Origin of the sequence: Fundidesulfovibrio magnetotacticus (genome assembly GCF_013019105.1) — a bacterium.
In the GTDB taxonomy this organism is placed as follows: domain Bacteria; phylum Desulfobacterota; class Desulfovibrionia; order Desulfovibrionales; family Desulfovibrionaceae; genus Fundidesulfovibrio; species Fundidesulfovibrio magnetotacticus.
On sequence record NZ_BLTE01000018.1, the window covers coordinates 56,724 to 80,556 of the forward strand.

Annotated in this window: 27 protein-coding genes and 1 tRNA gene; 10 read left to right on the top strand and 18 right to left on the bottom strand. The window is 67.1% G+C overall.

Annotation, left to right across the window (positions count from 1 at the left end):
- The first annotated feature begins 49 nt into the window (after nt 1-49).
- From NNJEOMEG_RS17115 to fsa, 4 genes are all read left to right on the top strand, one after another.
- Nucleotides 50-2,896 (top strand): FAD-binding and (Fe-S)-binding domain-containing protein, encoded by a 2,847-nt coding sequence (locus NNJEOMEG_RS17115; RefSeq protein ID WP_173086645.1) that lies wholly within the window; start codon nt 50-52, stop codon nt 2,894-2,896.
- A 289-nt stretch (nt 2,897-3,185) separates the two neighbouring features.
- On the top strand, nt 3,186-3,752 hold the full coding sequence (gene folK, locus NNJEOMEG_RS17120; RefSeq protein WP_173086647.1) for a 2-amino-4-hydroxy-6-hydroxymethyldihydropteridine diphosphokinase: 567 nt from the start codon (nt 3,186-3,188) through the stop codon (nt 3,750-3,752).
- Between the two features lie 25 nt (nt 3,753-3,777).
- Complete coding sequence (locus NNJEOMEG_RS17125; RefSeq protein WP_173086649.1) at nt 3,778-4,056, top strand: transcriptional regulator; 279 nt, start codon at nt 3,778-3,780, stop codon at nt 4,054-4,056.
- Entirely contained in the window at nt 4,053-4,700 is a 648-nt protein-coding gene (fsa, locus tag NNJEOMEG_RS17130; RefSeq protein ID WP_173086651.1) for a fructose-6-phosphate aldolase, read from the top strand. The genes NNJEOMEG_RS17125 and fsa overlap by 4 nt, the downstream gene beginning before the upstream one ends.
- A gap of 248 nt (nt 4,701-4,948) precedes the next feature.
- Here the strand turns inward: fsa and NNJEOMEG_RS17135 are convergent, their stop codons facing one another.
- Nucleotides 4,949-5,596, bottom strand: a complete 648-nt coding sequence (locus NNJEOMEG_RS17135; protein WP_173086653.1) for a carbonic anhydrase — start codon at nt 5,594-5,596, stop codon at nt 4,949-4,951.
- Between the two features lie 381 nt (nt 5,597-5,977).
- Here NNJEOMEG_RS17135 and NNJEOMEG_RS17140 point away from each other — a divergent pair, with 381 nt between their 5' ends.
- Entirely contained in the window at nt 5,978-6,136 is a 159-nt protein-coding gene (locus tag NNJEOMEG_RS17140) for a hypothetical protein (RefSeq protein ID WP_173086655.1), read from the top strand.
- 726 nt (nt 6,137-6,862) lie between these two features.
- Here NNJEOMEG_RS17140 and ade read toward each other — a convergent pair.
- Nucleotides 6,863-8,602, bottom strand: a complete 1,740-nt coding sequence (gene ade, locus NNJEOMEG_RS17145) for an adenine deaminase (RefSeq protein ID WP_173086657.1) — start codon at nt 8,600-8,602, stop codon at nt 6,863-6,865.
- Nucleotides 8,603-8,720: 118 nt separating this feature from the next.
- Here ade and yedF point away from each other — a divergent pair, with 118 nt between their 5' ends.
- Together yedF and NNJEOMEG_RS17155 are read left to right on the top strand one after the other, a co-directional pair.
- The gene (gene yedF, locus NNJEOMEG_RS17150; RefSeq protein ID WP_173086659.1) at nt 8,721-9,341 is read left to right on the top strand and encodes a sulfurtransferase-like selenium metabolism protein YedF; all 621 of its coding nucleotides are present in this window, start codon (nt 8,721-8,723) and stop codon (nt 9,339-9,341) included.
- A gap of 139 nt (nt 9,342-9,480) precedes the next feature.
- Nucleotides 9,481-10,467, top strand: coding sequence for a pseudouridine synthase (locus NNJEOMEG_RS17155; RefSeq protein WP_235957016.1), 987 nt, complete (start codon nt 9,481-9,483; stop codon nt 10,465-10,467).
- A gap of 126 nt (nt 10,468-10,593) precedes the next feature.
- On the opposite strand, the gene NNJEOMEG_RS17160 is transcribed toward NNJEOMEG_RS17155, so the two are convergent.
- The 9 genes from NNJEOMEG_RS17160 to NNJEOMEG_RS17200 all read right to left on the bottom strand — a co-directional run bounded on the left by NNJEOMEG_RS17160 (nt 10,594) and on the right by NNJEOMEG_RS17200 (nt 20,248).
- A complete protein-coding gene (locus NNJEOMEG_RS17160; RefSeq protein WP_173086661.1) occupies nt 10,594-11,190 on the bottom strand; it encodes an NAD(P)H-dependent oxidoreductase in 597 nt (198 codons plus the stop codon).
- A complete protein-coding gene (gene dxs / locus NNJEOMEG_RS17165) occupies nt 11,187-13,103 on the bottom strand; it encodes a 1-deoxy-D-xylulose-5-phosphate synthase (protein WP_173086663.1) in 1,917 nt (638 codons plus the stop codon). Before dxs ends, NNJEOMEG_RS17160 begins: the two co-directional genes overlap by 4 nt.
- A gap of 87 nt (nt 13,104-13,190) precedes the next feature.
- Entirely contained in the window at nt 13,191-14,078 is an 888-nt protein-coding gene (locus NNJEOMEG_RS17170; RefSeq protein ID WP_173086665.1) for a polyprenyl synthetase family protein, read from the bottom strand.
- Between the two features lies 1 nt (nt 14,079).
- Complete coding sequence (gene xseB / locus NNJEOMEG_RS17175; RefSeq protein WP_173086667.1) at nt 14,080-14,310, bottom strand: exodeoxyribonuclease VII small subunit; 231 nt, start codon at nt 14,308-14,310, stop codon at nt 14,080-14,082.
- Nucleotides 14,311-14,312: 2 nt separating this feature from the next.
- A complete protein-coding gene (locus NNJEOMEG_RS17180; protein ID WP_173086669.1) occupies nt 14,313-15,224 on the bottom strand; it encodes a M23 family metallopeptidase in 912 nt (303 codons plus the stop codon).
- A complete protein-coding gene (xseA, locus tag NNJEOMEG_RS17185; protein ID WP_173086671.1) occupies nt 15,221-16,609 on the bottom strand; it encodes an exodeoxyribonuclease VII large subunit in 1,389 nt (462 codons plus the stop codon). Before xseA ends, NNJEOMEG_RS17180 begins: the two co-directional genes overlap by 4 nt.
- A 92-nt stretch (nt 16,610-16,701) precedes the next feature.
- On the bottom strand, nt 16,702-18,435 hold the full coding sequence (locus tag NNJEOMEG_RS17190; protein WP_173086673.1) for a proline--tRNA ligase: 1,734 nt from the start codon (nt 18,433-18,435) through the stop codon (nt 16,702-16,704).
- On the bottom strand, nt 18,432-19,532 hold the full coding sequence (gene ispG, locus NNJEOMEG_RS17195) for a flavodoxin-dependent (E)-4-hydroxy-3-methylbut-2-enyl-diphosphate synthase (protein WP_173086675.1): 1,101 nt from the start codon (nt 19,530-19,532) through the stop codon (nt 18,432-18,434). The genes NNJEOMEG_RS17190 and ispG overlap by 4 nt, the downstream gene beginning before the upstream one ends.
- A 56-nt stretch (nt 19,533-19,588) precedes the next feature.
- Nucleotides 19,589-20,248: a phosphoadenosine phosphosulfate reductase family protein gene (locus tag NNJEOMEG_RS17200; protein ID WP_173086677.1), complete on the bottom strand. Its 660-nt coding sequence runs from the start codon at nt 20,246-20,248 to the stop codon at nt 19,589-19,591.
- A gap of 43 nt (nt 20,249-20,291) precedes the next feature.
- Between NNJEOMEG_RS17200 and NNJEOMEG_RS17205 the strand changes: the two genes are divergently transcribed.
- Together NNJEOMEG_RS17205 and NNJEOMEG_RS17210 are read left to right on the top strand one after the other, a co-directional pair.
- Nucleotides 20,292-20,741 (top strand): pyridoxamine 5'-phosphate oxidase family protein, encoded by a 450-nt coding sequence (locus NNJEOMEG_RS17205; protein WP_173086679.1) that lies wholly within the window; start codon nt 20,292-20,294, stop codon nt 20,739-20,741.
- A gap of 54 nt (nt 20,742-20,795) precedes the next feature.
- A tRNA-Arg gene (locus tag NNJEOMEG_RS17210) sits at nt 20,796-20,871 on the top strand.
- A gap of 40 nt (nt 20,872-20,911) precedes the next feature.
- Here the strand turns inward: NNJEOMEG_RS17210 and NNJEOMEG_RS17215 are convergent.
- From NNJEOMEG_RS17215 to NNJEOMEG_RS17230, 4 genes are all read right to left on the bottom strand, one after another.
- The gene (locus NNJEOMEG_RS17215) at nt 20,912-21,247 is read right to left on the bottom strand and encodes a tyrosine-type recombinase/integrase (RefSeq protein WP_217270595.1); all 336 of its coding nucleotides are present in this window, start codon (nt 21,245-21,247) and stop codon (nt 20,912-20,914) included.
- Nucleotides 21,248-21,413: 166 nt separating this feature from the next.
- Complete coding sequence (locus tag NNJEOMEG_RS17220; protein ID WP_173086681.1) at nt 21,414-21,791, bottom strand: type II toxin-antitoxin system death-on-curing family toxin; 378 nt, start codon at nt 21,789-21,791, stop codon at nt 21,414-21,416.
- Nucleotides 21,788-22,018, bottom strand: coding sequence for an AbrB/MazE/SpoVT family DNA-binding domain-containing protein (locus NNJEOMEG_RS17225; protein ID WP_173086683.1), 231 nt, complete (start codon nt 22,016-22,018; stop codon nt 21,788-21,790). The genes NNJEOMEG_RS17220 and NNJEOMEG_RS17225 overlap by 4 nt, the downstream gene beginning before the upstream one ends.
- Nucleotides 22,019-22,175: 157 nt before the next feature.
- Nucleotides 22,176-22,391 carry a hypothetical protein gene (locus tag NNJEOMEG_RS17230; RefSeq protein WP_173086685.1) on the bottom strand — a complete coding sequence of 72 codons (216 nt, stop codon included), beginning with the start codon at nt 22,389-22,391 and terminating at the stop codon, nt 22,176-22,178.
- Nucleotides 22,392-22,641: 250 nt separating this feature from the next.
- On the opposite strand from NNJEOMEG_RS17230, the gene NNJEOMEG_RS21050 reads away from it, so the two are divergent.
- Nucleotides 22,642-22,767, top strand: a complete 126-nt coding sequence (locus tag NNJEOMEG_RS21050) for a hypothetical protein (RefSeq protein ID WP_268885700.1) — start codon at nt 22,642-22,644, stop codon at nt 22,765-22,767.
- Nucleotides 22,768-22,861: 94 nt separating this feature from the next.
- On the opposite strand, the gene NNJEOMEG_RS17235 is transcribed toward NNJEOMEG_RS21050, so the two are convergent.
- The 3 genes from NNJEOMEG_RS17235 to NNJEOMEG_RS17245 are packed head-to-tail and all read right to left on the bottom strand — an operon-like array spanning nt 22,862 to nt 23,654.
- Nucleotides 22,862-23,050, bottom strand: a complete 189-nt coding sequence (locus tag NNJEOMEG_RS17235) for a hypothetical protein (protein ID WP_173086687.1) — start codon at nt 23,048-23,050, stop codon at nt 22,862-22,864.
- A 12-nt stretch (nt 23,051-23,062) separates the two neighbouring features.
- Complete coding sequence (locus tag NNJEOMEG_RS17240; RefSeq protein ID WP_173086689.1) at nt 23,063-23,479, bottom strand: type II toxin-antitoxin system HicB family antitoxin; 417 nt, start codon at nt 23,477-23,479, stop codon at nt 23,063-23,065.
- Nucleotides 23,480-23,495: 16 nt separating this feature from the next.
- A complete protein-coding gene (locus tag NNJEOMEG_RS17245) occupies nt 23,496-23,654 on the bottom strand; it encodes a type II toxin-antitoxin system HicA family toxin (protein ID WP_268885701.1) in 159 nt (52 codons plus the stop codon).
- Nucleotides 23,655-23,833: the final 179 nt, after the last annotated feature.

Genomic DNA, 23,833 nt, shown 5'->3' on the forward strand with positions numbered 1-23,833 from the left:
TCCATTTCAGCCCGGCTTGGCAAGTAAAAAATGCACAGAGGAGAACGAAATGTCCCAGCCGTCCGCCGCACAAAGCCTGCCCGAGGCCCACGGGCTCTACCTCGAGAGCATCCGCTCCTTCGTTCCGGAGGAGCGCATCGTGGTCAATCCGTTCTCCAACCTGGCCTACGGCGACGACGCCAGCTTCTACCGCCTCACGCCCAAGATCGTGGTGAAGGCGCGCTCCACGGAAGAGGTCGCAGGGCTTTTGCGCGCCGCCAGCGCGTGCAAGGTTCCCGTGACCTTCCGCACGGCGGGCACCAGCCTCTCGGGCCAGGCGGTCACGGACTCGGTGCTCATCTACCTGGCCGGGGCCTGGAAGGGCCTGCAAATCCGCGACGACGCCTCGCACATCCGGCTTGAGCCCGGGGTCATCGGGGCCGAGGCCAACCTGAAGCTGGCCCCTTTCAACAGGAAGATCGGCCCGGACCCGGCCTCCATCAACGCGGCCATGATCGGCGGCATCGCGGCCAACAACGCCTCGGGCATGTGCTGCGGCACCTCCGAGAACAGCTACAAGACCGTGGAAGCCATGAAGCTCCTCTTCGTGGACGGCTCCTTCCTGGACACAGCGGACAAGGCCTCGCGCAGCGCCTTCACGGCCTCGCACCCGACGCTTATTCGCGAGCTGGAAGCCATCCGCGACGAGATCGCGGCCGACCCCGAACTGGCGGAGCGCATCCGCCGCAAGTTCAAGATCAAGAACACCACCGGCTACGGCATCAATTCCTTCGTGGACTTCACCGACCCCATCGACATCCTCCTGCATCTCATGGTGGGCTCGGAAGGCACCCTGGCCTTCATCGCCGAGGTGACCTACCGCACCGTGGAGGAGCATCCCCACAAGGCCTCGGCCATGGTCTACTGCGCCACCATGGCCGACGCCTGCAACGCCACCATCAGCCTCAAGAAAGGCCCTGTCTCGGCCGTGGAACTCATGGACCGCGCTTCCCTGCGCTCCGTGGAGGACAAGCCCGGCATGCCCGCCTTCCTCAAGGCCCTGCCCGAGGAGGCGGCCGCCATCCTCGTGGAGACCCGCGCCCCGGACAAGGCCGCGCTCCTGGCCCAGATCGAGGCCGTGCACGGCCTGCTGGGCGTGGTGACGCCCCTGCATCCCGTGACCTTCATGGACAAGCCCGACGACTTCAACCGCCTCTGGAACATCCGCAAGGGCCTCTTCCCGGCCGTTGGCGCGGTGCGGGGGGCGGGCACCACCGTGGTCATCGAGGACGTGGTGTTCCCCATCGAGAAGCTGGCCGTGGGCGCGGTGGAGCTGCAGGGGCTCATGCGCCGCCACGGCTTCCCCGAGGGCATCATTTTCGGCCACGCCCTGGAGGGCAACCTGCACTTCGTCTTCTGTCCCGATTTCGGCTCCCCCGTGATGGTCAAGGCCTACCAGGCCCTCATGGACGAGGTGGCGGAGATGGTGGTGCGCCGCTACGACGGCTCCCTCAAGGGCGAGCACGGCACGGGGCGCAACATGGCCCCCTTCGTGGAGATGGAGTGGGGCAGGCAGGCCTACGCGCTCATGGTGCGCCTCAAAAAGGCCTTCGATCCGGAGAGCCTGCTGAACCCCGGGGTGATCATCAACGACAACCCCAGGGTCCACCTGGAGAACCTCAAGCCCATGCCCCCCGTGGACCCCATCGTGGACCGCTGCATCGAGTGCGGCTTCTGCGAGCCGGTGTGCCCCTCGCGCACCCTGTCCTCCACGCCGCGCCAGCGCATCGCCCTGCAGCGCCACCTCTCCAAGCTGCGCCGCGCCCGGGACGAGGAAGGCGCCAAAAGCTTCGAGGCCCATTACGCCTGGTTCGGGGAGCAGACCTGCGCCGCCGACGGCCTGTGCGCCACGGTGTGCCCCGTGTCCATCGACACGGGCAAGTTCACCAAGGAGCTGCGCGGCAGGCAGGCCGGACCCAAGGCCAGGAAGATGGCCGCCTGGCTCGCCGGACGCTACGGCGCGGCCCTGCGCGTCGTGGGCCTGGGGCTTTCCGGGGCGCACCTGGCGCACCGGGTCCTGGGCGGCTGGCTCATGGAGCAACTGGCCGTGTCCCTGCGGGAGCTCTCCGGCGGGCGCATCCCCTTGTGGAACCGCTGGATGCCCCGTGGCCTGGCCCCTGCGCGGCGCGAGGCCGTCACGCGCGGCAAGGGCCTCCAGGTGGTCTACTACCCCTGCTGCGTCACGCGGACCATGGGACCGGCCCTGAACGACACGGACCAGCGCGAACTCCACGAGGCCATGCTCTCGCTGCTCAGGAAGGGCGGCTACGACGTGATCTACCCCGAGGGCCTGGACGACCTCTGCTGCGGGCTCACTTTCGAGTCCAAGGGTTTCAAGGAGCAGGCGGCGGCCAAGGCCGAGGAGCTGGCCAAGGCCCTGCGCCGCGCAAGCCGCGACGGGGAGATTCCGATCCTTTTCGACACAAGCCCCTGCCTCTACGCCATGCGCGCGCGGCAGTTCGACGGGCTCACGCTCATGGAGCCCGTGGAGTTCATCCACGACCGCCTGCTGGACAAGCTGCACATCACCCCGCAGGGGGGCACGGTGGCCGTGCACGTGACCTGCAGCTCCGTGAAGATGGGGCTCTCGGCCAAGTTCAGGGCCGTGGCCCAGGCCTGCTCCGAGCGGGTGGTGATCCCCCAGGGAATCTACTGCTGCGGCTTCGCGGGCGACAGGGGCTTCAACCACCCCGAACTCAACGAGGCGGCCCTGGCCGACCTGCCGGGGCAGATTCCGCCCGACGCCATGGGGGGCTACTCCAACAGCCGCACCTGCGAGATCGGGCTCTCGCGCGCGGCCGGGATGTCGTACCAGTCCATCGTCTACCTGGTGGACCGCTGCTCCGTGGCGCGCTGAGCGCGAAGAGGACGGCACGAACGCGCCCGGGGCCGGAGAAGGGGAGGCGTTGCGCCCGCCGGATCCGGCCGATCGGAGACACATACCCAGGGGCGTGCCGGCGGCGGCGCGTCCCCCCGGAGGGGGACGCCGCGGTAGGCGCATGCGAGGTGGTCCAGCACCTGGAATCCGCCCGGGGTGACAAGGACGGCGCGGCGCGGTATGGGGCGGCGTGGCGATCGTAACGAGCCAGGCGGCCGGGGGGCCTCGCGAAACCGGCGGCGCGCCCGCTTCGCCGGAGAGAGCGCCCGTGCCCCACAAGCCGGACCGGAGCCCCCGGGAGCAAGCGGCCCTGGTTGGCCTGGGCGCGAACCTGGGCGCTCCCTGCAGCATGCTGGAACGCGCGGCGCGCGGCCTGGACGGGCTTCTGCACGGGGTGCGTCTGGTGGCCGTCTCGCGGGTGTGGCACAGCGCGCCGCACCAGCCCGAGCCCCTGGGGTTGCCGCTGCCGGAGTGCCTGCGTCCGCGCCTTCCCAGGCCCCTGGACGCGGGCGCCTGGTACGCCAACAGCGTTGCCCGCCTGGCCTGCCGCTCAGACGTGACGCCCGAGGCGCTCTTCGAGGCCCTATCGGACCTGGAGGCAGCCCTCGGGAGGGACCGCACGCTGGAGCGCCGCTGGGGGCCGCGTTTCATCGATATCGACCTGCTTACGTTCGGAGGGGTCACCCTCCGCACGCCGCGTCTGGTGCTGCCGCACCCGCGCATCGCGGCGAGGCCTTTCGTCCACCTCCCGCTGGCCGAGGTGGCTCTCGAAGCGCCCGAGGCGCGTTTTTCTTCGGGACGGTCTTTCCCCGCGCGAACAACCGTGCTATTCTGAACTCCCAACAAGGATCGACAGGACCATGTGGAAATTCGTCATCTTCGCCGTCGCGGCTTTCATCCTCTGGAAGATGTTCGCGGGCGACATGAAGCGCCGCAAGGAAGAGGCCAAGAAGCAGGAGGAGCAACTCATCGCCAAGGGCGAGATGGTGCGCGACCCGGCGTGCGGCTCCTACGTGTCGGTGGAGAACTCCGTGCGGCTGAACGACGGCGACCGGACGCTCCATTTCTGCAGCTACGAATGCCGGGACAACTACGTGAAGCAACTTGAATCCTCCGCGAAAAAGGGGAGCGACACATGAAATTCTTCCTGGACAGCGCGAGCCTGGACGAAATCCGGGCCGCCAAGGACATGGGCCTCCTGGACGGCGTGACCACCAACCCCACCCTGATGTCCAAGGAGAAATCCGACTGGCACAAGGTGGCCGAAGCCATCTGCCGCGAGGTGGACGGTCCGGTGAGCCTGGAGGTGGTGGGCACCACGGCCGAGCAGATGCTGGCCGAGGCCAAGGAGCTGGTGAAGTACGGCCCCAACGTGGTGGTGAAGATCCCCATGCTGCTGGAGGGCCTCAAGGCCGTGCGCGCCCTGCGCGAGCAGGATATCGACGTGAACGTCACCCTGGTGTTCCAGCCCCTTCAGGCGCTCATGGCGGCCAAGGCCGGGGCCACCTTCGTGAGCCCCTTCGTGGGCCGCGTCGACGCCATCGGCGGCGACGGCATGGCCATGGTGGAAGAAATCCTGGCCATCTTCCGCAACTACGACCTGCGCACCCAGGTGCTGGTGGCCAGCGTGCGAAACCCCCTGCACGTGGTGCGCGCGGCCATCATGGGTGCGGACGTGGTCACGGTGCCTTTCGCGGTGCTCAAGGACTTCGTGAAACATCCGCTCACGGACAGCGGCCTGGAGTCTTTCCTGAAGGACTGGGAGAAGGTTCCGAAATCCTAAAGTGATGCTTTAGACTCTCTCTGGGGCTCGCGGACGTGCCACGGCGCGGGCGCGAGCCGTTTTTCATCCGCCCGCCGCGCGGCGGAACGCCTCAGGCGCACATTGAGCTAGCGATTTTAGCGGGTTGATCGTCTGGGTGGGCGTATCGCCGTTTGCCGGGCTACAGCATTCCGGCCTGCCCTGGCCCATGGCGACATGGCGGGCGTGCAGCGTCTGTCGAGCGCAATTGCCGGATACCGGCAGGGCTGTCAGGGGCGCACGCAGCGGGCCACCAGGGGCTCGAAGGAGCCAGTCTCTGGAAGGTAGCTCAGCAGTTCTCCTTTCTCCATGTCGAAATACCAGCCGTGCAGGTAGAGCTTGCCGGTCATCACCCGTTCCCAGACAAAGGGGAACGTGAGCAGGTTTTCCAGTGACACGAGCACGGCAGCCTGTTCGCAGGCCTTCATGCGCACGTGGTCCGGTTTGTCGCCAAGTTCCCTGGCCACCTCGGCCAGGGCCGGTTCGGCGATGGAAACCCACGGCGCGATGAACTCTCCGAGGCCTTCGCGTTCCGGAGTCATCAGGGCCTGGATGCCGCCGCAGCAGGAATGGCCCAGCACGATCACGTGTTCCACACCCAGGACCTTCACCGAATATTCCACGGCGGCGCTCACGCCGTGCAGGCCCGGGGTCTTCTCGTAGGGGGGGATCAGGTTGGCCACGTTGCGCACCACGAACATGTCGCCCGGCGCGCAACCGGTGAGGATGGCAGGGTCCACGCGCGAATCCGAGCAGGCCACCACGAGCACGTTTGGGTTCTGCGAGGACTTGAGGCTTTTGAAGAAGTCGCTGTCCTCGCAGAAGTAGGTCCGCTGGAAATTCTTGAACCCGGTGAGGAAGCGGGCGATGTCCTTCATCGTGTGGGGCTCTCCTTGGGGTGGCGAAGTGCGTTTGTCGGCCGAGTGTACGCAAGGTTGGCCCGATGGGCAAGCCTGCGAAGGTCGGAGGAGTCATATGCTGGTATTGCGCTTCATTCTTAATAGGCTCGGTCCATATTTTGTCCAGGTCTGCGTCTGACAGGCAAGGCCAGGGTTGGTGTTGCCAAGTGGAGGAAAATCGATCCTGAGGCATTCTCACGCCGTTTCCAAAGAGGAGGGGGTTTTGGGGGAGACGAGGGAGGACGAGGGGTGAGAACCTGCTCTGAGGAGCAGCGGTTCCAGGGCAGCGGTCCGGGCAGGGTCGCGTTTCCGTCCGAGGGTTAGCGATGGTGGGGTTTAGATTTGCTGGATGTGCGCCCCATGGGCCTGTGGTGGCGGTTCGTGGTGGATGGAACGCTGTGCCGGGTGCTGTTGCACGGCCAGGCGGCGGGTTCGATCGTGCGAGGCGTGGTGTCGGGTGCGCGTTCATCCGTCTTGGTTTGCCGGTTCGTCGTGACCGGTCCTGACGGCGCGAGCTGAAGGCGACGCGAAGCCTGTGCAAGGCGGACGGCTTGCATGGCGAAGCGCAAGGCATTGGCAGGTTTCCTCGTGCCGTGTACGTCAGCTGAACGTGCGCCGATTCTGCCCGAGACGCCAAGAGGGCGGCGTCACGAGCGGTCGGTGTTCAGGTGGTCGCTGGAGCGGTGTGGACCCCTCCCCCAACCTCCTTGCTTGTGTCTCATAATGTAAATTATGTTAACTTTAAGAACTGGGATTGATGTACGGGAGGGCGCACGGTTCCTTGGTTCCTGCGTCCTGGCGTCAGCGAACGCCTTGATGCCTGGGCTGCGGGACGCTTTTATCCTCTTCCCGAGGGGGTCCGCGCGCGCCTTTGTTTGCATGCGCTGCGGGTGTTTCGAGCCGGACGTCTCGGGCGTCCATGCCGCGCATGGTCCTGTCGTTGTCCGGCCTGTCGATGCCGTCTGACCGTAGCCGTTTCGCTGGGTCGATCATCGCTGGCGGTATCTGTCCGTGTCTGCAGGTTCCACCGTGCCGCATCATTCTTTCGATGATTGGTTCGCACAGTCTGTTGTCCGTGCCCGACGGGAGCTTCTGGTGGTCGCCGCCTTGCCGGGGCCAGGCTCCTGCACGGCGACCGTTTGGCCCTTCCTTGCCGGCGGCTGGCGAGGGCTTGTGCAATGCAAAAGGCGTCCGTGCCTAGCTGGACACGGACGCCGTTTGCATCGACTGGCCGGATTCAGGGGGTCAGAGCCAGAGGTCCACCACTTCGAAGCGGTTCACGTCCACAAGGCCCTTGTCCGTGAGCTTGAGTTCGGGGATCACGGGCAGCGAAGAGAAAGACAGAGCCATGAAGGGGTGCGTGTAGTTCGCCTTGTTCAGGGCCACCCGGGTGAAGGCGGCGCGCAGTCGTTCGTAGTCGCGCACCACGTATTCCAGGGGTTTGAGGCTCATGAGTCCGGCGTACGGCAGTTTGAGCAGCGCCAGCACTTCGCCGTCCGCCACCACGCAGTAGCCGCCGCCCGCCTCGGCCAGGACGTTTCCGGCCAGGGCCATGTCTTCGTCGCAGACTCCGGCCACCACCAGGTTGTGGGAGTCGTGGGCCACGGTTCCCGCGATGGCTCCGCGCGCCATGCCCAGGCCCTGCATGAAGCCCAGGGCGATGTGGCCTCCCTTGCCGTGGCGCTCCACCACGGCGAGTTTGGCCAGGTCCTGCGCCGGGTCGGCGTGGGCGAAGCCGTCGGCCATGCGGGGGCGCACGGCGACGCTCTTGGTGACGATCTGGCCGGGGATCACCCCGATGCAGCGAACTTCATCCTTCACTTGAATAATTGCGAAGTCCTCGGCCCCCAGCCTGCCTCCGGGCGTGGAGAGGCATACGGTGTTGACGGCCGTCACGCGGCCCTGGGGCGCGAAACCGCCGGGCGGGACCTCCTCCCCGGCCAGGAAGCATTTCCAGATGCGGAACTCCTCCAGGTCGTCCAGGAGCACCACGTCGGCGCGGTAGCCCGGGGCCACGGCCCCCCTGCCGCGCATGCCGAAGTGCCGCGCGGTGTTGATGCTGGCCATCTGCACGGCGCGCAGCGGGTCCACGCCCAGGCGCACGGCCATGCGCACGTTGTGGTCCATGTGGCCGTTGGTGGTCAGGTCGAAGGGGTCGCGGTCGTCGCAGACCATGGAGATGTTCTGGGCGTTGTGCGGGTTCACGGCGGCGATGAGGTCCGCCAGGTTCTTCTCGTCGCTGCCCTCGCGCATGAACAGGTGCATGCCCTTGCGCAGCTTCTCCAGGGCCTCGTCCAGGTCGGTGCATTCGTGGTCGGAGCTGGGGCCGGCCAGCACGTAGGCGTTGAGCGCCTTGCCGGACACCAGGGGCGCGTGCCCGTCGATCACCGCGCAGTGGCACGCGGCGATCTTGGCCAGCACCGAAGGGTCCTTGGCCAGCAGGCCTGGATAGTTCATGAGTTCAGCGAGTCCCAGCACGCGGTCGTGGTGGCGTTGCACCAGCCAGGCGATGTCCTCGGCGGTCACGGCGGCCCCGGAGGTCTCCATGGTGGTGGCCGGAACGCAGCTGGAGGCCATGATGAAGAAGGTCAGCGGACAGCGTTCGGTGTTGGCAAGCATGTCCTCGATGCCCTGGCGGCCTAGCACGTTGGCGATCTCGTGGGGGTCCCAGACCACGGCGCAGGTGCCGCGCGGCGCGGCGGCGCGGGCGAACTCCCAGGGCGTGAGCAGCGTGGACTCGATGTGGATGTGCCCGTCGATGAGCCCGGGGCAGGCGTAACGTCCCTGGCAGTCCACCACCTGGCGCGCCTCGTAGTCTCCGAAGCCGACCACCACGCCGTCGGACACGGCGATGTCCGCCTCGTGGATGTCTCCCGAGAGCACGTTCACCAGGCGCGTGTTCTTGAGCAGCAGGTCCACGGGCTCTTCGCCCAGAGCCAGGCCGATCCTGCGGGTCAGGAACGCCACCGTCGAATCGAATTCCATGAAGCCTCCGCATAGGCCGGGTGCGACGCCCGGCCACCAAGGTATCACATGATCCTATTTGACCAGGACCGGCGTGTCCATGCTAAATCCCATGAAACCATACCGCAAAGGATCTTGCATGAGCGCACGAACCATCGATTGCCAGGGCATGACCTGCCCCCAGCCCCTCATGGCCTGCAGGAAGTGCATCGAGGCCGAGGCCCCCGAGCACCTTGAGATCGTTGTGGACGACGAAGCCGCCCTGGAGAACGTGGGCCGCTACCTGGCAGCCTCCGGATACCTCCATGCCAGCTCCCGCCACGGCAAAGCCTGGACCATCGTGGCCTCCCGCGCGCCCGGGGCCGCTCCTGGCGCGCCCGCCGTGGAGGACTTCCCCTGCCCCGTGCCCCAGGCCAACGAAAGCCAGCGCATCGCCGTGTTCCTTTCCGCGAGCACCATCGGCCGCGGGGACGACGCCCTGGGCGAAAAGCTCATGTTGAACTTTATCAAAACCCTGCCCGAAATGGGGCCGGACCTCTGGCGCATCGTCATGGTCAACGCCGCCGTGCGGCTGGCCGTGGAAGGCAGCCCCCACCTGGAGACCCTGCGCGCCCTGGAAGACGCGGGAGTCTCCATCCTCGTATGCGGCACCTGCCTGGAATTCTTCGGACTTCTCGACAAGCGCGCCGTGGGCCAGACCACAAATATGCTCGATGTGGTCACCAGCCTCCAGCTGGCCACCAAGGTGATCGACCTTTAGCCTCTCGCTGCCCGGCCGCCTTTCCCGGGGCGGAACGGGCGATCCCTGGCGCGCGGCGGACGGCTGCCCTCCTCCGCCGTGCGTTCAGGGGCCCCTCAAGAGGCTGGCGCGTCGCGCCTGACCGGGATAGACTCCCCTCATGACGACGCCCAAGAAGACGCCCCGCCCCCGCAGGCCCGGACGGACCCAAGCGCCCTCCTCCCTCCGCGAGTCCACGGCTCCTGCCGCCCGACGCCCGGACACCCCCGGAGAACGCCCCGCACGGGACGCCCGCGAGCGCAGCCAGGCTCACCAGCCCGCGCCCGGCGCCCAGCCCTCCACACCCGGCAGGCAGGAGCGCCGCGTGCCCGGCAGCGACAGGCCGGACGCCCGGCCACCCTCTTCCGACTCCGAATCCATGCGCCTGAACAAGGCCCTGGCCCTGGCGGGCGTGGCCTCGCGCCGCGCCGCCGACGTGATGGTCCGCGCTGGGCGCGTCACCCTCAACGGACGCCCCGCGCAACTGGGCGACGTGGTCCGCCCCGGCGACCAACTGGCCGTGGACGGCAGGACCGTCGGGCTCGCCCCGCGCCAGGGCCACGTCTACCTGATGCTCAACAAGCCCGTGGAGGTGGTCTCCACCGCCCACGACCCCGAGGGACGCCGCACCGTGCTGGATTTGGCCCGCCCCGCGGCGCCCGGCGCGCGCCTCTTCCCCGTGGGGCGGCTCGACTATTTCTCCCAGGGCCTCATCCTGCTCACCACCGATGGCGATCTGGCCAACCGCCTCATGCATCCCTCATGGCATCTGCCCAAGCGCTACCGCGTGCTCGTGCGCGGCGACGCGCCACAGGAGGCCCTGGACGCCATGCGCTCCGGCATGCGCCTTGCCGAGGGCGAACGCCTGGCCCCGGTGAAGGTGGAACAGACCGCCCGCATCGGCCGCGACAGCATTCTGGAAATGGTGCTGATCCAAGGGGTCAACCGCCAGATACGGCGCATGTGTCGGGACCTGGGCCTGACCATCCTGCGTCTGGAGCGCGTGAGCCAAGGCCCCGTGGAGCTGGGCGACCTGCCGGTGGGCGGCGTGCGGCCGTTGCGCGGCGGCGAGGTGGCGGCGCTGAAAAGGGCGGTGGGGTTGGCGTAGAGGGCGGACGGGGCTCCGCCCGGACCCGACAGGGCGCTGCCCTGCACCCGCCGGGGGGATGATCCCCCCAGACCCCGCAATTGCTTCGCGGGTTTCACCGGGGACGGCGGCGTCGGTCGGGCGGGGTCAGGCCAGGGGCGAGAAAACGCGGGTCGTCAGAGCCGAAACCTCGTCGAGCCAGGCCGCGCGCTGTTCGGGCGTGGAGGTCACCACCACCTCGAACATCCGGCGGTGGAAGTCCTGCACGCCGCAGAGGCCGATGATGCAGTTGCGCCAGATGAGCTCCAGCGGATCGCCGAAGGCCTCCATCTCGCGCAGGCGCGGCGTGTTGCTCGTGTTGAGCACCAGCGCGCTGCGAGCCTTGAGAAGTCCCACCGGCACGCCTTCCCCGCCGTCGCCTTCCACGAACTCGTAGGCCACCCCGGGCCGCAAAACCCGGTCGATCCACCCCTTGAGCACCGCCGGGGGCTGCCCCCACCAGTTGGGATGCACCACCACGATGCCCGACGCCTTGGCCAGCTCGTCGCAGTGACGCGCCACGAAATCCGGCATCAGGCCGTCACGCGGGATCTCCATGTCCGGCAGAACCGGCGCGAAACGCTCGGCGTAGAGATCGTGGAAGTTCACGCCCAGGCCCAGGGAGTCCAGGGTCTCCACCACGCGGAGGGCCAGCGCATGGTTGAAGCTCCCAGGCTTGGGATGGCACAGGATCACCGAGATCACGACGCGGTCCCCTCCTCCATAAGCCCTCGCAAAGCGCGCTTCACGCCGTCCTTGCTGATGCCCGTGAGCTCCCGCAGGGCCTTCTGGGGGCCGTGCTCCACGAAGTGGTCCGGTATGCCCAGGCGCAGCACCCGCTGCCCCGTCAGTGCCCCCCGGTCCGCCAACAGTTCCAGCACCGCCGAGCCGAACCCGCCCTGCACGGCGTTCTCCTCCACCGTGACGATGCGGCCGAAACGCCCAGCCAAGTCCAGAAGGTCCGCCTCCGGCAGGGGTTTGACGAAGCGGGCGTTATACACCGCCACGCTCAGGCCGCTTTCGCGCTCCAGCTCCTCGGCCGCCAGCAGCGAGGGCAGCACGCGGCTGCCGATGGCCACGATCACGGCGTCCTTGCCGTCGCGCAGGAGCTCGCCTTCGCCCACGGTCAGCGGTTCCGGGGCGTCGCAAAGCGGCGCGCCGATGCCCACCCCGCGCAGGTAGCGGATGGCCGCTGGGCCTGGGTGAGCCATGGCCGTGGCCAGCATGCGCTGCAGCTCGGCCTCGTCCTTGGGGGCCATGAGCACCAGGTTGGGAATGTGGCGCAGGTAGGAGAGGTCGAACACGCCGTGGTGGGTGGCGCCGTCCTCGCCCACCAGCCCGCCCCGGTCCAGACAGAAGGTCACCGGCAGGTTCTGCAGGCAGACGTCGTGCACGATCTGGTCGTAGGAGCGCTGCAGGAACGTGGAATAGATGGCCACCACCGGCTTGAGCCCCCGCGTGGCCATGCCCCCAGCGAAGGTGACGGCGTGCTGCTCGCAGATGCCCACGTCCACGAAGCGGTCGGGGAAGAGCTGGGCGAAGCAGGAGAGCCCCGTGCCCTCGGGCATGGCGGCCGTGATGGCCACGATGCGCCGGTCCGTGCGAGCCAGCTTGCAGAGGGTGTCGCCGAACACGTCGGTGTACGTGGGCAGTTTGGAGGGCGAATTCTTGATGATCTCGCCCGTCTCCGGCTCGAAGGAGCCAACGCCGTGGTAGTATGTGGGGTTTTGTTCCGCGGGGGTGTAGCCCTTGCCCTTCTGGGTGAGCACGTGCACGAGCACCGGGCCTTTCATCTCGCGCACGTCCTTGAACACCGAGACGAGCTTGGGCAGGTCGTGGCCGTCGATGGGGCCGAGATAGTTGAAGTGGAACGCCTCGAAGAGCATGCCGGGCGTGAAGAATCCTTTGAAGGATTCCTCGCCGCGCCGCGCCAGTTCCACCATCTCCAGGCCGAAGGGCACGTGCCGGGCCATGGATTCGAATTCCTTCTTGGCCCGCTTCACCCAACGGTTGGAAAGCTGGCGCGAGAGGAAGAGCGAGAGAGCGCCGACGTTCTTGGAGATGGACATCTTGTTGTCGTTGAGCACCACCACGAGGTCGCGGCCGTCGCCGCCCGCCTCGTTGAGGCCCTCGTAGGCCAGGCCCGCTGTCATGGACCCGTCTCCGATCACGGCCACCACCTTGCCCGACTCGCCCAGCACGTCCCGGGCCATGGCCATGCCGGAGGCCGCCGAAATGGACGTGCTGGAGTGGCCGGTCCCGAAGTGGTCGAAGGGGCTCTCGGCCATGCGCGGGAAGCCGCTCACGCCGCCCATGGTGCGCAGGGTGTGGAAGGCGTCGCGCCGCCCGGTGAGGATCTTGTACGCGTAGGCCTGGTGGCCCACGTCCCAGACGATCTTGTCCTGGGAGAGGTCCAGCACCTTGAGCAGGGCCAGGGTAAGCTCCACCACGCCCAGGGACGGCGCCAGGTGTCCGCCGTTCTCCGACACGGTGGCGATGATCAGTTCGCGAATGTCCTGGGCCAGCAGCCCCAGGTCATCGAGGGAGAGCGCGGCCACGTCCGTGGGCGAATCCACGCGCGCGAGCATGGTCAACGGGTGGCCGTCGAGAAGACTCATGATGGCGATGACTCCTGAAGTCGTGTTGGAAACGGATATTTTGCCCCTGCGGGGGCGTTCCGTCAAAGGTTTTCGGTCTCTATCGCCCTATGACACGCGGTCCACGATGAACTGGGCCAGATCGCGCAGGAAGGTGGCCTCCGGCCCCTGGAAGGGGCTCAGGCTTTCCACGGCCTGGGCCGCGTTGCGTCGGGCCAGATCCATGCTGCGCTCCACGCCGATGAGCGCGGGGTAGGTGGTCTTGCCCTGCTCCTCGTCGGAGCCCACGGGTTTGCCCAGGGCTTTTTCGTCGCCCACCACGTCCAGCACGTCGTCCACGATCTGGAAGGCCGCGCCCACCGACTGGCCGTAGCTGCGCGCCCGGGCCAGCACGTCCGGCTCGGCCCCGGCCAGTTGCGCGCCGCACACGCAGGCCGCGGTGATGAGCGCGCCGGTTTTCATGGCCTGCATCTCACGCAGTTCCTCCAGGCTCACGCCCGCCTTGGCGGTGTAGGCCATGTCCAGGGCCTGGCCGCCCACCATGCCTCCGGCCCCGGCGGCGCGCGCCAGGGTGGCGATGGCCTCCACCACGCGCCCGGGAGGCAGCTCCCCGGCCGTGGAGGCCATGAGCCCGAAGGCCTCGGTGAGCAGGCCGTCGCCCGCCAGGATGGCCATGGCCTCGCCGAACACCTTGTGGTTGGAGGGGCGGCCCCGGCGCAGGTCGTCGTCGTCCATGGCCGGGAGGTCGTCGTGGATCAGCGAATAGGTGTGGATGAACTCCAGCGACGCCGCGAAGGGCATGGCCGCCCGGGCCTCGGCCCCCAGCATGCGCGCGAAGCACAGGCAGAGCACGGGCCTGAGCCGCTTGCCCCCGGCCAGCAGGCTGTATTCCATGGCCTCGCGCAGTCCGGCCGGGATGCCCTTGCCCTTGAGCAGGCCGCGCAGGGCCTCCTCCACTTCGTGGGAATAGCCGCGCAGGCGGTCCTTGATGCTCACGTCAGTTCTCCTCGCCGGCGGCGTGGTCGAAGGGTTTGAGGCCTTCCGGGGTAGCCTGGCTCACCACGAGCCGGGCCTCCTCCAGTTGGGTGCGGCAGGAGGCGGCCAGGGTCTGGCCTTCCTTATAGAGGGATACGCCCAGGTCCAGGGGCAGCTCGCCGCTCTCCAGCTGTTCCACGATGGCCCGCAGCCGGTCGATGTTTTTCTCGAAGGTCGGTTTCTTGGCGCTCATGATCATCCTCCGGGCCGACGGTCGAAGGGGCCGCCGGCCGTGAACAGGGGCATGGGATCCACGGACTGGCCGAGAACCTTCATGCCGAAATGCAGGTGCGGCCCCGTGGAACGCCCCGTGGAGCCCACGAGGCCCACCAGCTGGCCGCGTTCCAGGTGTTGGCCGGTGCGCACGGAAACCGCGGACAGGTGGAAGTACATGCTCACCACGCCCTGGCCGTGGTCGATGAACACCGAGAGGCCGTTGAAGAAAAAGTCGCCCGTGAGGATCACCTTGCCCTGGTTGGCGACGTGCACGGGGTCGCCCTTCTGGGCGTCGAAGTCGATGCCGGTGTGGGGGCTGCGCGGCTGGCCGTTGAGGATGCGGCGCAGGCCGAAGGCGCTGGTGACCTCGCCGGGCACCGGGCGCAGGAAGGGGAAGCTCCAGAAACGGCGGTCACCCGCCTCGTTCATGGCCTTGGCGATGAGCGCCTGTTCGCGTTTGATGCGCGCCAGGTTCTCCTTGGAGGGAGTCACCGTGGAAGGCGGCAGGTTCAGGCGTTGCTCGGGGAAGGCCGTGGGCGTCACTTCAATCTTGCCCAGCACCATCTCGCGCCGGGCCGGGCGTACGGCCTCCACCACCAGGGAGTGGGACCCGGGCTGCACCTCGAGCCCGGCCGCCAGGAGCACCTCGCCCCGGAACTCCCGGCCGCGCTTGCTCATGAGCACCTCCACCACCCTGCCCTGCCACTCGGCCGTGACCTTCTCCACCTGGTTCACCAGGCGCACCTCGGCCACGAAAGGCTGGCCCACGCCCACGGACTCGGGCACGACCACCGTGAGGGGGCCTTCCACGAGCGTCTGGTCGGCCGCCCGCAGCGGGGCCGCCGACATGAGGAGCAGCACGAGGGCCGCGAGAGCACGCAACACGTTCACCGGGTTTCCTCCACGTCCAGGACGCTGGTCCTGAGCCTGCCGTCGCGCGCCACGATGTCCAGCCGGTCGCCCGGGGAGGCCTCGGTCACGGAGCGCAAGGCCGTGCCGTCGGCCTTCAGGGCCAGGGCGTAGCCGCGCGCCAGCGGCCCCAGGGGGTCTAGCCCCTCCAGGCGCGCCGTGAGAAGCTCCAGCCGTGCACCGGCGCGTTCCGCGTGCAGTCCGGCCGCCAGCTCCAGGCGGGATTCCAGGGCATCCAGGGCGCGGGTGTCGCCCAGGGAAGGGCCGCAGGCGTCGAGACGCCGCGCCAGGGCCTCCAGCCCGTCCGCCCCGCGCCGCGTCAGGTCCTGGCCTGCCCGAGCGAGGCGCGTCGAAAGATCCTCCAGCCGTTCGCCCAGGCGCTCCACCCTGCTCCGGGGCGACAGCCAGGACAAGGCCCTGGCCAAGCCCTCCAGGCACTCGGCGCGTCCCGCCAGGAAGCGCGCGAAGCCGCGCTCCAGGGCCTCCAGGGCCTCGTCGGCGCGCTGGGCCAGCACGGGCCGCTCGCTCCACAGCAACTGCGCCGCGTGGCTGGGCGTGGCCGCGCGCACGTCGGCGGCCATGTCCGCGATGGTCACGTCCACCTCGTGCCCCACTCCGCAGACCACGGGGACCGGGCATTCCACCACGGCCCGGGCCACCTCCTCGGTGTTGAAGGCCCAGAGATCCTCCAGGGAGCCTCCGCCGCGCACCAGGGCCACGGCCTCGGCCCAACCGTCCGCTCCGGCGGCCTCCAGGGCGCGGGCGATCTGGCCCGGGGCCTGCTCGCCCTGCACCAGGCAGGGGTGCAGGCGCACCTCGCAGCCCAGGCCCCGAGAACCGCCCACGCGCAGGAAGTCCTTCACGGCCGCGCCCGAGGCGCTGGTCACCAGGGCCACGCGGACGGGGTCTCGCGGCAGGGGGCGCTTGCGCTCCTGGTCGAACCAGCCAAGCTGCGCCAGTCTGCGCTTGAGGGCCTCGAACTCCAGGTGGAGCCTGCCCAGGCCCATGTCCTGCACAAGTTCCGCCACCAGCTGGTAGCTGCCGCGCGGGGCGTACACCGTGAGCCGTCCGGCGCACAGGGCCTCCACGCCTTCGCTGAGCCAGGCCGAGGGGTCGGCCTCCTCCAGGACCTCGCCGGTCAGGGGATCATAGCGCTCCCTGCCCTCCAGGGGAAGGCCCAGGCGGCTTCCCTTGAACCAGACCACCGAGAGCACCGACTCTTCGTCCTTGAGCGAGAAATAGACATGCCCCGAGGCGGGGCGCGCCAGGTTGGACACCTGGCCGCGCACCCACACGAAGGGGAACTGGCCCTCCACCACGTCCTTGAGGGCGCGGGTGATCTCGCCGACGCGGAAGATGTGGGGCATGGCTAGACCCGGCCTCGGCACCGCCGGACAGGGAGAAGCCTCCGGCGGCCAAAGGGCTGCGCCCTCTGGACTCCCATGCGGGTGTCCCTGCCCTACCGGGATTCCCAGCCAGCCAGCGCCTGAAGCCGCCACGCGGTGAACGCGGCCTCGAAGCCCTCGACGGGAAGCTCGGACTTCTCGCCCGTGCGGCGGTCCTTCACTTCCACGATGCCGCGCGCCAGGCCCTTGCCGCCCAGCACGATCTGGAAGGGGAAGCCCATGAGGTCGATGTCCTTGAACTTGACGCCCGGGCGCTCGTCGCGGTCGTCCAGCACGGCCTCGACGCCCTGTCCGGTGAGCCAGGCGTAGATGGCCTCGGCCTTGGCCAGGGGCTCGCCCTTCACGTCCAGGCAGACCACCGCCACCTCGAAGGGGGCCAGGGCGGGCGGGAACTTGATGCCCGCGCCGTCGTGGTTCTGCTCGATGCAGGCGGCCACCACCCGCGACACGCCGATGCCGTAGCAGCCCATGTAGACCAGCCGGTCCTTGCCCTGCTCGTCCAGCACGGAGGCCTTCATGGCCTCGGAATACTTGTAGCCCAGCTTGAACACGTGGCCCACCTCGATGCCCTTGGTCAGCTCCAGGGGGGCGCCGCAGCGCGGGCAGGGGTCGCCGCAGGCCACGTTGCGCAGGTCGGCGTAGTTGGTGAGGAGCACGTCGTCGTCCAGGTCCACGTGGAGGAAGTGCGCGTCGGCCTTGTTGGCTCCGGTGATCCAGTCGGTGTCCTGGGAGAGTTCGCGGTCGGCCAGAATGGTCTTCACCACGTCGGCGTTCAGACCCACGGGTCCGGCGAAGCCCACGGGGGCCTTGGTCCAGGCCTGAACCTGCTCGGGGGTGGCCAGGGCCACGTCCTGGGCGTTGAGGGCGTTTTTCAGCTTCACTTCGTTCAATTCCCGGTCGCCGCGCACCAGGGCGGCCACGGGCTTGCCGTCGGCCACGTAGAGCAGCGTCTTGACGATGCGCGCGGGTTCGACCTTCAGGAAGGCGGCCACCTCTTCCACGGTGTGCGCTCCGGGAGTGGCCACCAGCTTGTGTTCGGGGCAGTTGCCGGGCTTGGTCTTCACCGGGAGCATGGCCTCGGCCTTCTCCAGGTTGGCCCCGTACTCGCAGGAGGGGCAGGCGGCGATGGTGTCCTCGCCGGTGTCGGCCAGCACCATGAATTCGTGGGAGTAGTTGCCGCCGATGGCCCCGGTGTCGGCCTCCACGGCCCGGAAACGCAGGCCCAGGCGCGAGAAGATGCGGCAGTAGGCGTCGTACATGGCCTTGTAGCTGACCAGCGCGCCCTCCTCGTCCTTGTCGAAGGAGTAGGCGTCCTTCATGACGAATTCGCGCCCGCGCATGAGCCCGAAGCGCGGCCGGATCTCGTCGCGGAACTTGGTCTGCACCTGATAGAGGTTGAGCGGCAGCTGGCGGTAGGAGCGCACCTCGTGGCGGATCAGGTCCGTGACCACTTCCTCGTGGGTGGGGCCAAGGCAATAGGCGCGGTCGTGGCGGTCCTTGAAGCGCAGGAGCTCCTTGCCGTAGTATTCCCAGCGCCCGGTCTCCTGCCAGAGGTCGGCGGGCTGCACGCCGGGCATGAGGATCTCCAGGGCTCCGGCGCGGTCCATCTCCTCGCGCACGATGCGCGCGGCCTTGTTGAGCGAGCGCAGCCCCAGGGGCAGGAAGGTGTAGATGCCCGAGGTGAGCTTGCGGATCATGCCCGCGCGCAGCATGAGCTTGTGGCTGACCACCTCGGCGTCGGCCGGGTCTTCCTTGAGGGTGGGGGCGTAGTATCTGCTCAGTTTCATCTGTTCTCGAACTCCGTGATGATGGTGTCGAGCTCGCGCAGGAACTCCGCGAGCACGTTGGATTCTCCGCGCACCTTGCGCACCACTTCCCCTTTGCGGAAGATCACGGCGCAGTCGCGTCCGCCCGCGAGGCCGATGTCCGCCTCGCGCGCCTCGCCCGGGCCGTTGACCACGCAGCCCATCACGGCCACCTTGATGGGCGTGCGCACGTAGCGCAGCTTCTCCTCCACGGCCTGGGCCAGTCCCGCCAGGTCGATCTCCGTGCGCCCGCAGGTGGGGCAGGAGACGATCTCCGGGCCGCGCTCGCGGATGCCCAGGCAGCGCAGGATCTCCCACGCGGGCGTCATCTCCGTGAGCGGATCGCCCGTGAGCGAGACGCGCAGCGTGTCGCCCAGGCCCATCCACAGGAGCACCCCCAGGCCCACGCCGGACTTGGCGGCCCCGCGCAGGGGCGTGCCCGCCTCGGTGATGCCGATGTGCAGGGGGTAGTCCACGGTCTCGGACAGGAGCGAATAGGCCGCGATGGTGGCCGGAACGCTGGAGGACTTGAGCGAAATCTTGATCTGGTCGAAGCCCTGATCCTCCAGGAGGCGCACGTGGTGCAGGGCGCTCTCCACCATGGCCTGGGGCGTGGGGCCGCCGTACTTGGCCAGCAGGGACTTCTCCACCGAGCCCGAGTTGACCCCGATGCGGATGGGCGCGCCGCGCTCGGAGGCCGCGCGTACCACGGCGGCCACCTTTTCCGGGCCGCCGATGTTTCCGGGGTTGATGCGCAGGCCGTCCACGCCGGATTCCAGGGCCATCAGGGCCAGGCGGTGGTCGAAATGGATGTCCGCCACCAGGGGCACGGGCGAGACGGCCTTGATGGCTTTAAGCGCCCGGGCGGCCTCCTCGTCGGGCACGGCCAGGCGCACGATCTCGCACCCGGCCTCGGCCAGGGCCAGCACCTGGGCTGTGGAGGCCTTCACGTCGCGGGTGTCCGTGTTGGTCATGGACTGCACGCGGATGGGATGGTCACCGCCCAGGAACAGGGAACCCAGGCGGATCACGCGGGTCTTGTGTCGGCGGATGGGGGATGGCTGTCTGTGGTCGCTCATGGAAGTGGGGGATTCTATCCTATTTCAGGGTCGATGCAAATGGGGGACGCGAGGGGTCAGAAGTAGCCCAGGGCGTGGAGTTCCGCCATGCGCGCCTCTTTTTCGGAATCGCGCCCGCCGCGTTCGCCCAGGCCCGGAGCGCTGAGGGCCGTGCAGGGCACGCAGCCCAGGGAGCGGTAGCCCCTGTCGTAGAGCTCGCAATAGGGCAGGCCGCGCTGGGTGATCAGGGCCCATACGTCCATCTCGGTCCAGTGGAGGATGGGGTTGGCCTGGAGGTAGCCGTTGCGGTCCTCCAGCAGGTCCAGGTTTTTGCGGGCGCGGTTTTCGTCGGCGCGCACGCCGCTCAACAGCACTTCCAGACCCATCTGGGCCACGGCCCGGCGCAGGGGCTCCACCTTGAGCGCCCGGCAGCAGGCCATCTTGTCCTGGGCGATCTCCTGGGGGATCTCCTCTGGCAGGGGGCGCACGATGTGCAGGTCCACGCCCCACTCCCTGGCCATCCTGTCGCGGAAGGCGAGGATTTCCGGGAATTTGTGGCCCGTATCCAGGTTCACGGCCTTCAGGGGGCCGGGCGTGACCGCGCGCCAGAGATTGAGGACCACGGTGGAGTCCTTGCCGCCTGTCCAGGCCACGGCCACGCAGGAGGGGTCGCGGTCCTTCAGGAGCGATTCCAGGAAATCGATGGTGTGGGCGAGTTTCTCTTGGAGACTTTGCATGGCTGGTCTAGGGTTTCGGGGATGTTTAACGCAGGAGGTTCGCATGGAACTTCATGAGGAAATGGCCGCGATGATCCTTGGGAACGGCCTGTGCGCGATGGCCACCTGCGGGGGCGGCGCGCCGCGCGCGTCGCTCATGTCCTACGCCGTGGAGCCGGACTGCTCAAGCATCTATCTGGCCACGGGGTCGGGCACGCGCAAATGGGCCAACCTGCGGGAGAATCCCCGGGTGTCGCTGCTCATCGACGAGCGCTGCCAGGCTCCGGACGGGGACAGAAGCCGCGTGCGCGCCCTGACGCTGGACTGCCTCCACATACCTCTGGAAGTTCCGGCGGCGAAACGGGCCGCCCTGGAGAGGATCGCCGCCCGGCATCCGCACCTGCGGGATTTCCTCTCCGGGGCGGACATGGAACCTGTGCGCCTTAAACCATTGAAGTGCCTGCTTTTGCGGGGCGCTTCGGGAAGTTCCTTCATCGATCTGGAAGAAAAATGAAATCTTTGCTTGACGCGAGGGGGGGTTCTCTTTAAATACCCACTTCTCGACGACGCGCCCGTAGCTCAGCGGATAGAGCGCCGGACTACGAATCCGTAGGCCGCAGGTTCAAATCCTGCCGGGCGCACCAAGAAAACAGGGGTTTAGGACAACGGTCCTAAGCCCCTTTTTCAATGGTGTGGGACTTGGTGTGGGACTTTTCCCACACGGGCACTTTCGAAGATGTCCATCGCACGCCTCTCGCAGTCACCGATGCTGTGTAGATAGATCTCGGTTGTCGTCCGGTTCTCGTGACCGAGAATCCTCTGGATCGAGCCGATCGGCACGTTCAGGCTGTCCATGACCGAGGCTCCAGAATGCCTCAACGCGTGGAACCTGAAGTAGCGGACCCCCGCCTTCTCGCACAGAGTCCTCATGAACTTCTTCCGATCCTGAAAAGGCCCCACCTCGGTTTTGCCTGTCTTGCTGCTGGTGTACGCGTGCCAGAAAACCCTGGGGCAATCCATGAGGTCAAAAGCGTCGGCGTGTCATTTTCAATGGAGTATTGAGAGGACATTAAATTCGATCTTGAGCCAGCGTAATAAAACGGGAGAGGCAGTGCTGATGGTGATGCAGCCTGCCTCACCCTGCCACTAACCCAAATCTAATGGAATCAGCAGATCGGAATGCCCATTAGCCGCGCCGTTCACGCAACCATCCAGCCAGAACATCTTGATCCACCTCCCCTTTCCCTAGGCGTTCAAACATTGTCACCTTATCCACGCCGTCAGCATGTATTCTAATTCCCCGCAACCTGAGAAAAGCCATGCACGTCACATATGCGGTGCGTTTGTTCCCATCCAAGAAGGGATGATTGCGGGCGATACCATAAGCATACGCTGCTGCCAGATCAAAAACATCTGGCTCCCCATATACCCCTAGTTGTAGAGGTCGTCCAAGAGCGCTTTCCAACAATCCCATGTCGCGTAAGCCTGAGACTCCGCCATGGTCCGCGATAAGCTTATCATGAACAGCCAGCACAAAATCCTTTTCAATCCATGAATCGCTCATCGTTTAGCCAACTCGCGTAGAACATCACGGTCCTCGCGCATGATGTCCTCAGCTGCTGCCATTTGTTCAGCAAACTGCTCGTTGAGTGGCGTCAGCCGAAATCCGCCATCTTCGGCATCCGTCAGATAGACCACATCCCCTTCACGAACGTTCAACCGCGACGCAGCGTCCTTGGGGAGCACGAGACCGAGTGAATTGCCGACCTTGCGGACCTTGAGAGTTTGCATCTTTCCTCCTCGTCTGAGTTGACACAAATATTATAACTCTGCACGACGAACATGGCAAGTTCTGACGATCAATTCCATAGATCATCAGGACTGGAGGTCGACTACGTCGACTACGCCGACTCCCCCTACGCCCCCCCTGGTGATGTTGGTGTGGGACTTATCCTCCAAAACCGGCAAAACTTGGAAAATGTCTGCTAATATGTGGAAAATCTTCTTCAACAATTTCCGTAGCTTCCAATCTTTTGAGGAGGTTGTGAAGCACGGGGGCAAGGCCTAGGAATCCGTAGGCCGCAGGTTCAAATCCTGCCGGGCGCACCAAAGAAAACAGGGGTTTAGGCAGAAAGCCTAAGCCCCTGATTTCTTTTTTGCCCATTTCTGTGCCTGGATAGTGCCTGGAATTATTCGTCCTTGTCCCAGCGGACGGATAGGGATTCGCCTGTGCCTGCCCTCCACCACCTGCTTGACCGCCCTCCCCGCCCGGCGCTACGCCGTCCCCATGCCCTCCCTGTTCGACCCCCTGCGCGCCCTCCGGGAGCGGTTCTACGCATCCCGGCCATCGGGCGGGACGGGGCCTCCTCTTGCGCTTTGACGGGCCGGTCCTGGCCCACCAGCGGCAGGAGGCAATGGAGATTGTGCGTCAGCATGGCGCGCTCCTCCGGCTCCAGGTGGCGAACGGCGGGGTGTCGGTGCAGAAGCTCGTGGCCCACGGAAAGGCCCGCGTGCAAGGCGGACGCTGCGTTCCCGCCTGATTCTGGGAACAGAATGGGAACTGCCTGGTCGGGCGCTTCCCCTCCGGCGGGGCTCCTGGTAGGTCTACCACATGCCCCAGGACAGCATGATCTTCTACGTGGCCGCGCCCCTGGCCTGGCCGCCGCCCTGGTGGCCGTCTGGCGCGCCCTGAGACGCCGGGGCGGGGTAGACTCCATCCGGCTCAACTTCGACGCCCACAAGGTCCGCGAGGCGCACGAGCGGTTCGTGGGCAAGGCCTGAGACGAAAAAGCCCCGGCGCTGGGCCGGGGCTTTCATCTTCATGTCAGGGGCGGTTCACTCGAAGGCCAGCACGAGCCGCTTGCCCATGGCGGCGGCGGCGCGGTCCAGGGTCTTGAGCGAGGGCCAGTGCCGGGGGTCTTCCAGCCGCTTGGCCGACGGCCAGGAGGTTTCCAGGGCGCGGGCGAGTTCGGACAGGGTGCGCTCTCCACGAGCGAAACGCACCAGAAGGGCGGCCTGCACCTTGGCGTCCGGGGCGATGGCGTGCGAACCGGACACGCAGGGGCCGGGCACGGGGATGTCTATGCCGTCTTCCAGTTTGAGGCTCAACATGCCGGTCAACACTTCGGCCGCGTTGAACAAGCACTCCTCCTCGGTCTCCCCCTGCGTGAAGGTGTCCTCGAAGTCGAGGAAGCGCACGAAAAAGCCCCCCTCGGCCTGGGGTTCAAAGACGGCGTGGTAGCGAATATCCATGGCGGTGGGGCCTCCTCTACTTGATCTTGACGCCCGTCTGGCGCTGAATCGCCGCCAACAGGCCGGGCGTGAGGTCTTTCGAGCCATGGACCGGAACCGGAACCTTGCGGCCGTCCTTCTCCATCATGTGGTGACTCCCCGCCACCAACCGGAGATGCCACCCGGCGGCCTCCAGCTTCTAGATGACCTCGCGTCCGTTCATGTCCGCCAGATATATCTTCCGTGATACATCGTCAAGGTGTCAATTGGAGGCTGCGCCGGGCCTACCCGCACGCGCCCTCAATCTCCCCCGCCGTCTCCCTGATCTGCCCGGCCAGTTCCTTGACCCTGGCCGTGTCGCCCTGCGCCGCCGCC

Bases quoted from the DNA above. Each gene is read 5' to 3' on its own strand.
- NNJEOMEG_RS17115 (WP_173086645.1), top strand. From the start codon at position 50: ATGTCCCAGCCGTCCGCCGCACAAAGCCTGCCCGAGGCCCACGGGCTC.
- NNJEOMEG_RS17125 (WP_173086649.1), top strand. From the start codon at position 3,778: ATGTGGAAATTCGTCATCTTCGCCGTCGCGGCTTTCATCCTCTGGAAG.
- fsa (WP_173086651.1), top strand. From the start codon at position 4,053: ATGAAATTCTTCCTGGACAGCGCGAGCCTGGACGAAATCCGGGCCGCC.
- NNJEOMEG_RS17135 (WP_173086653.1), bottom strand. From the start codon at position 5,596: ATGAAGGACATCGCCCGCTTCCTCACCGGGTTCAAGAATTTCCAGCGG.
- NNJEOMEG_RS17140 (WP_173086655.1), top strand. From the start codon at position 5,978: ATGGGCCTGTGGTGGCGGTTCGTGGTGGATGGAACGCTGTGCCGGGTG.
- ade (WP_173086657.1), bottom strand. From the start codon at position 8,602: ATGGAATTCGATTCGACGGTGGCGTTCCTGACCCGCAGGATCGGCCTG.
- yedF (WP_173086659.1), top strand. From the start codon at position 8,721: ATGAGCGCACGAACCATCGATTGCCAGGGCATGACCTGCCCCCAGCCC.
- NNJEOMEG_RS17155 (WP_235957016.1), top strand. From the start codon at position 9,481: ATGACGACGCCCAAGAAGACGCCCCGCCCCCGCAGGCCCGGACGGACC.
- dxs (WP_173086663.1), bottom strand. From the start codon at position 13,103: ATGAGTCTTCTCGACGGCCACCCGTTGACCATGCTCGCGCGCGTGGAT.
- xseB (WP_173086667.1), bottom strand. From the start codon at position 14,310: ATGAGCGCCAAGAAACCGACCTTCGAGAAAAACATCGACCGGCTGCGG.
- xseA (WP_173086671.1), bottom strand. From the start codon at position 16,609: ATGCCCCACATCTTCCGCGTCGGCGAGATCACCCGCGCCCTCAAGGAC.
- NNJEOMEG_RS17190 (WP_173086673.1), bottom strand. From the start codon at position 18,435: ATGAAACTGAGCAGATACTACGCCCCCACCCTCAAGGAAGACCCGGCC.
- ispG (WP_173086675.1), bottom strand. From the start codon at position 19,532: ATGAGCGACCACAGACAGCCATCCCCCATCCGCCGACACAAGACCCGC.
- NNJEOMEG_RS17200 (WP_173086677.1), bottom strand. From the start codon at position 20,248: ATGCAAAGTCTCCAAGAGAAACTCGCCCACACCATCGATTTCCTGGAA.
- NNJEOMEG_RS17205 (WP_173086679.1), top strand. From the start codon at position 20,292: ATGGAACTTCATGAGGAAATGGCCGCGATGATCCTTGGGAACGGCCTG.
- NNJEOMEG_RS17215 (WP_217270595.1), bottom strand. From the start codon at position 21,247: ATGGATTGCCCCAGGGTTTTCTGGCACGCGTACACCAGCAGCAAGACA.
- NNJEOMEG_RS17220 (WP_173086681.1), bottom strand. From the start codon at position 21,791: ATGAGCGATTCATGGATTGAAAAGGATTTTGTGCTGGCTGTTCATGAT.
- NNJEOMEG_RS17225 (WP_173086683.1), bottom strand. From the start codon at position 22,018: ATGCAAACTCTCAAGGTCCGCAAGGTCGGCAATTCACTCGGTCTCGTG.
- NNJEOMEG_RS17230 (WP_173086685.1), bottom strand. From the start codon at position 22,391: ATGGGCAAAAAAGAAATCAGGGGCTTAGGCTTTCTGCCTAAACCCCTG.
- NNJEOMEG_RS21050 (WP_268885700.1), top strand. From the start codon at position 22,642: ATGGAGATTGTGCGTCAGCATGGCGCGCTCCTCCGGCTCCAGGTGGCG.
- NNJEOMEG_RS17235 (WP_173086687.1), bottom strand. From the start codon at position 23,050: ATGAAGATGAAAGCCCCGGCCCAGCGCCGGGGCTTTTTCGTCTCAGGC.
- NNJEOMEG_RS17240 (WP_173086689.1), bottom strand. From the start codon at position 23,479: ATGGATATTCGCTACCACGCCGTCTTTGAACCCCAGGCCGAGGGGGGC.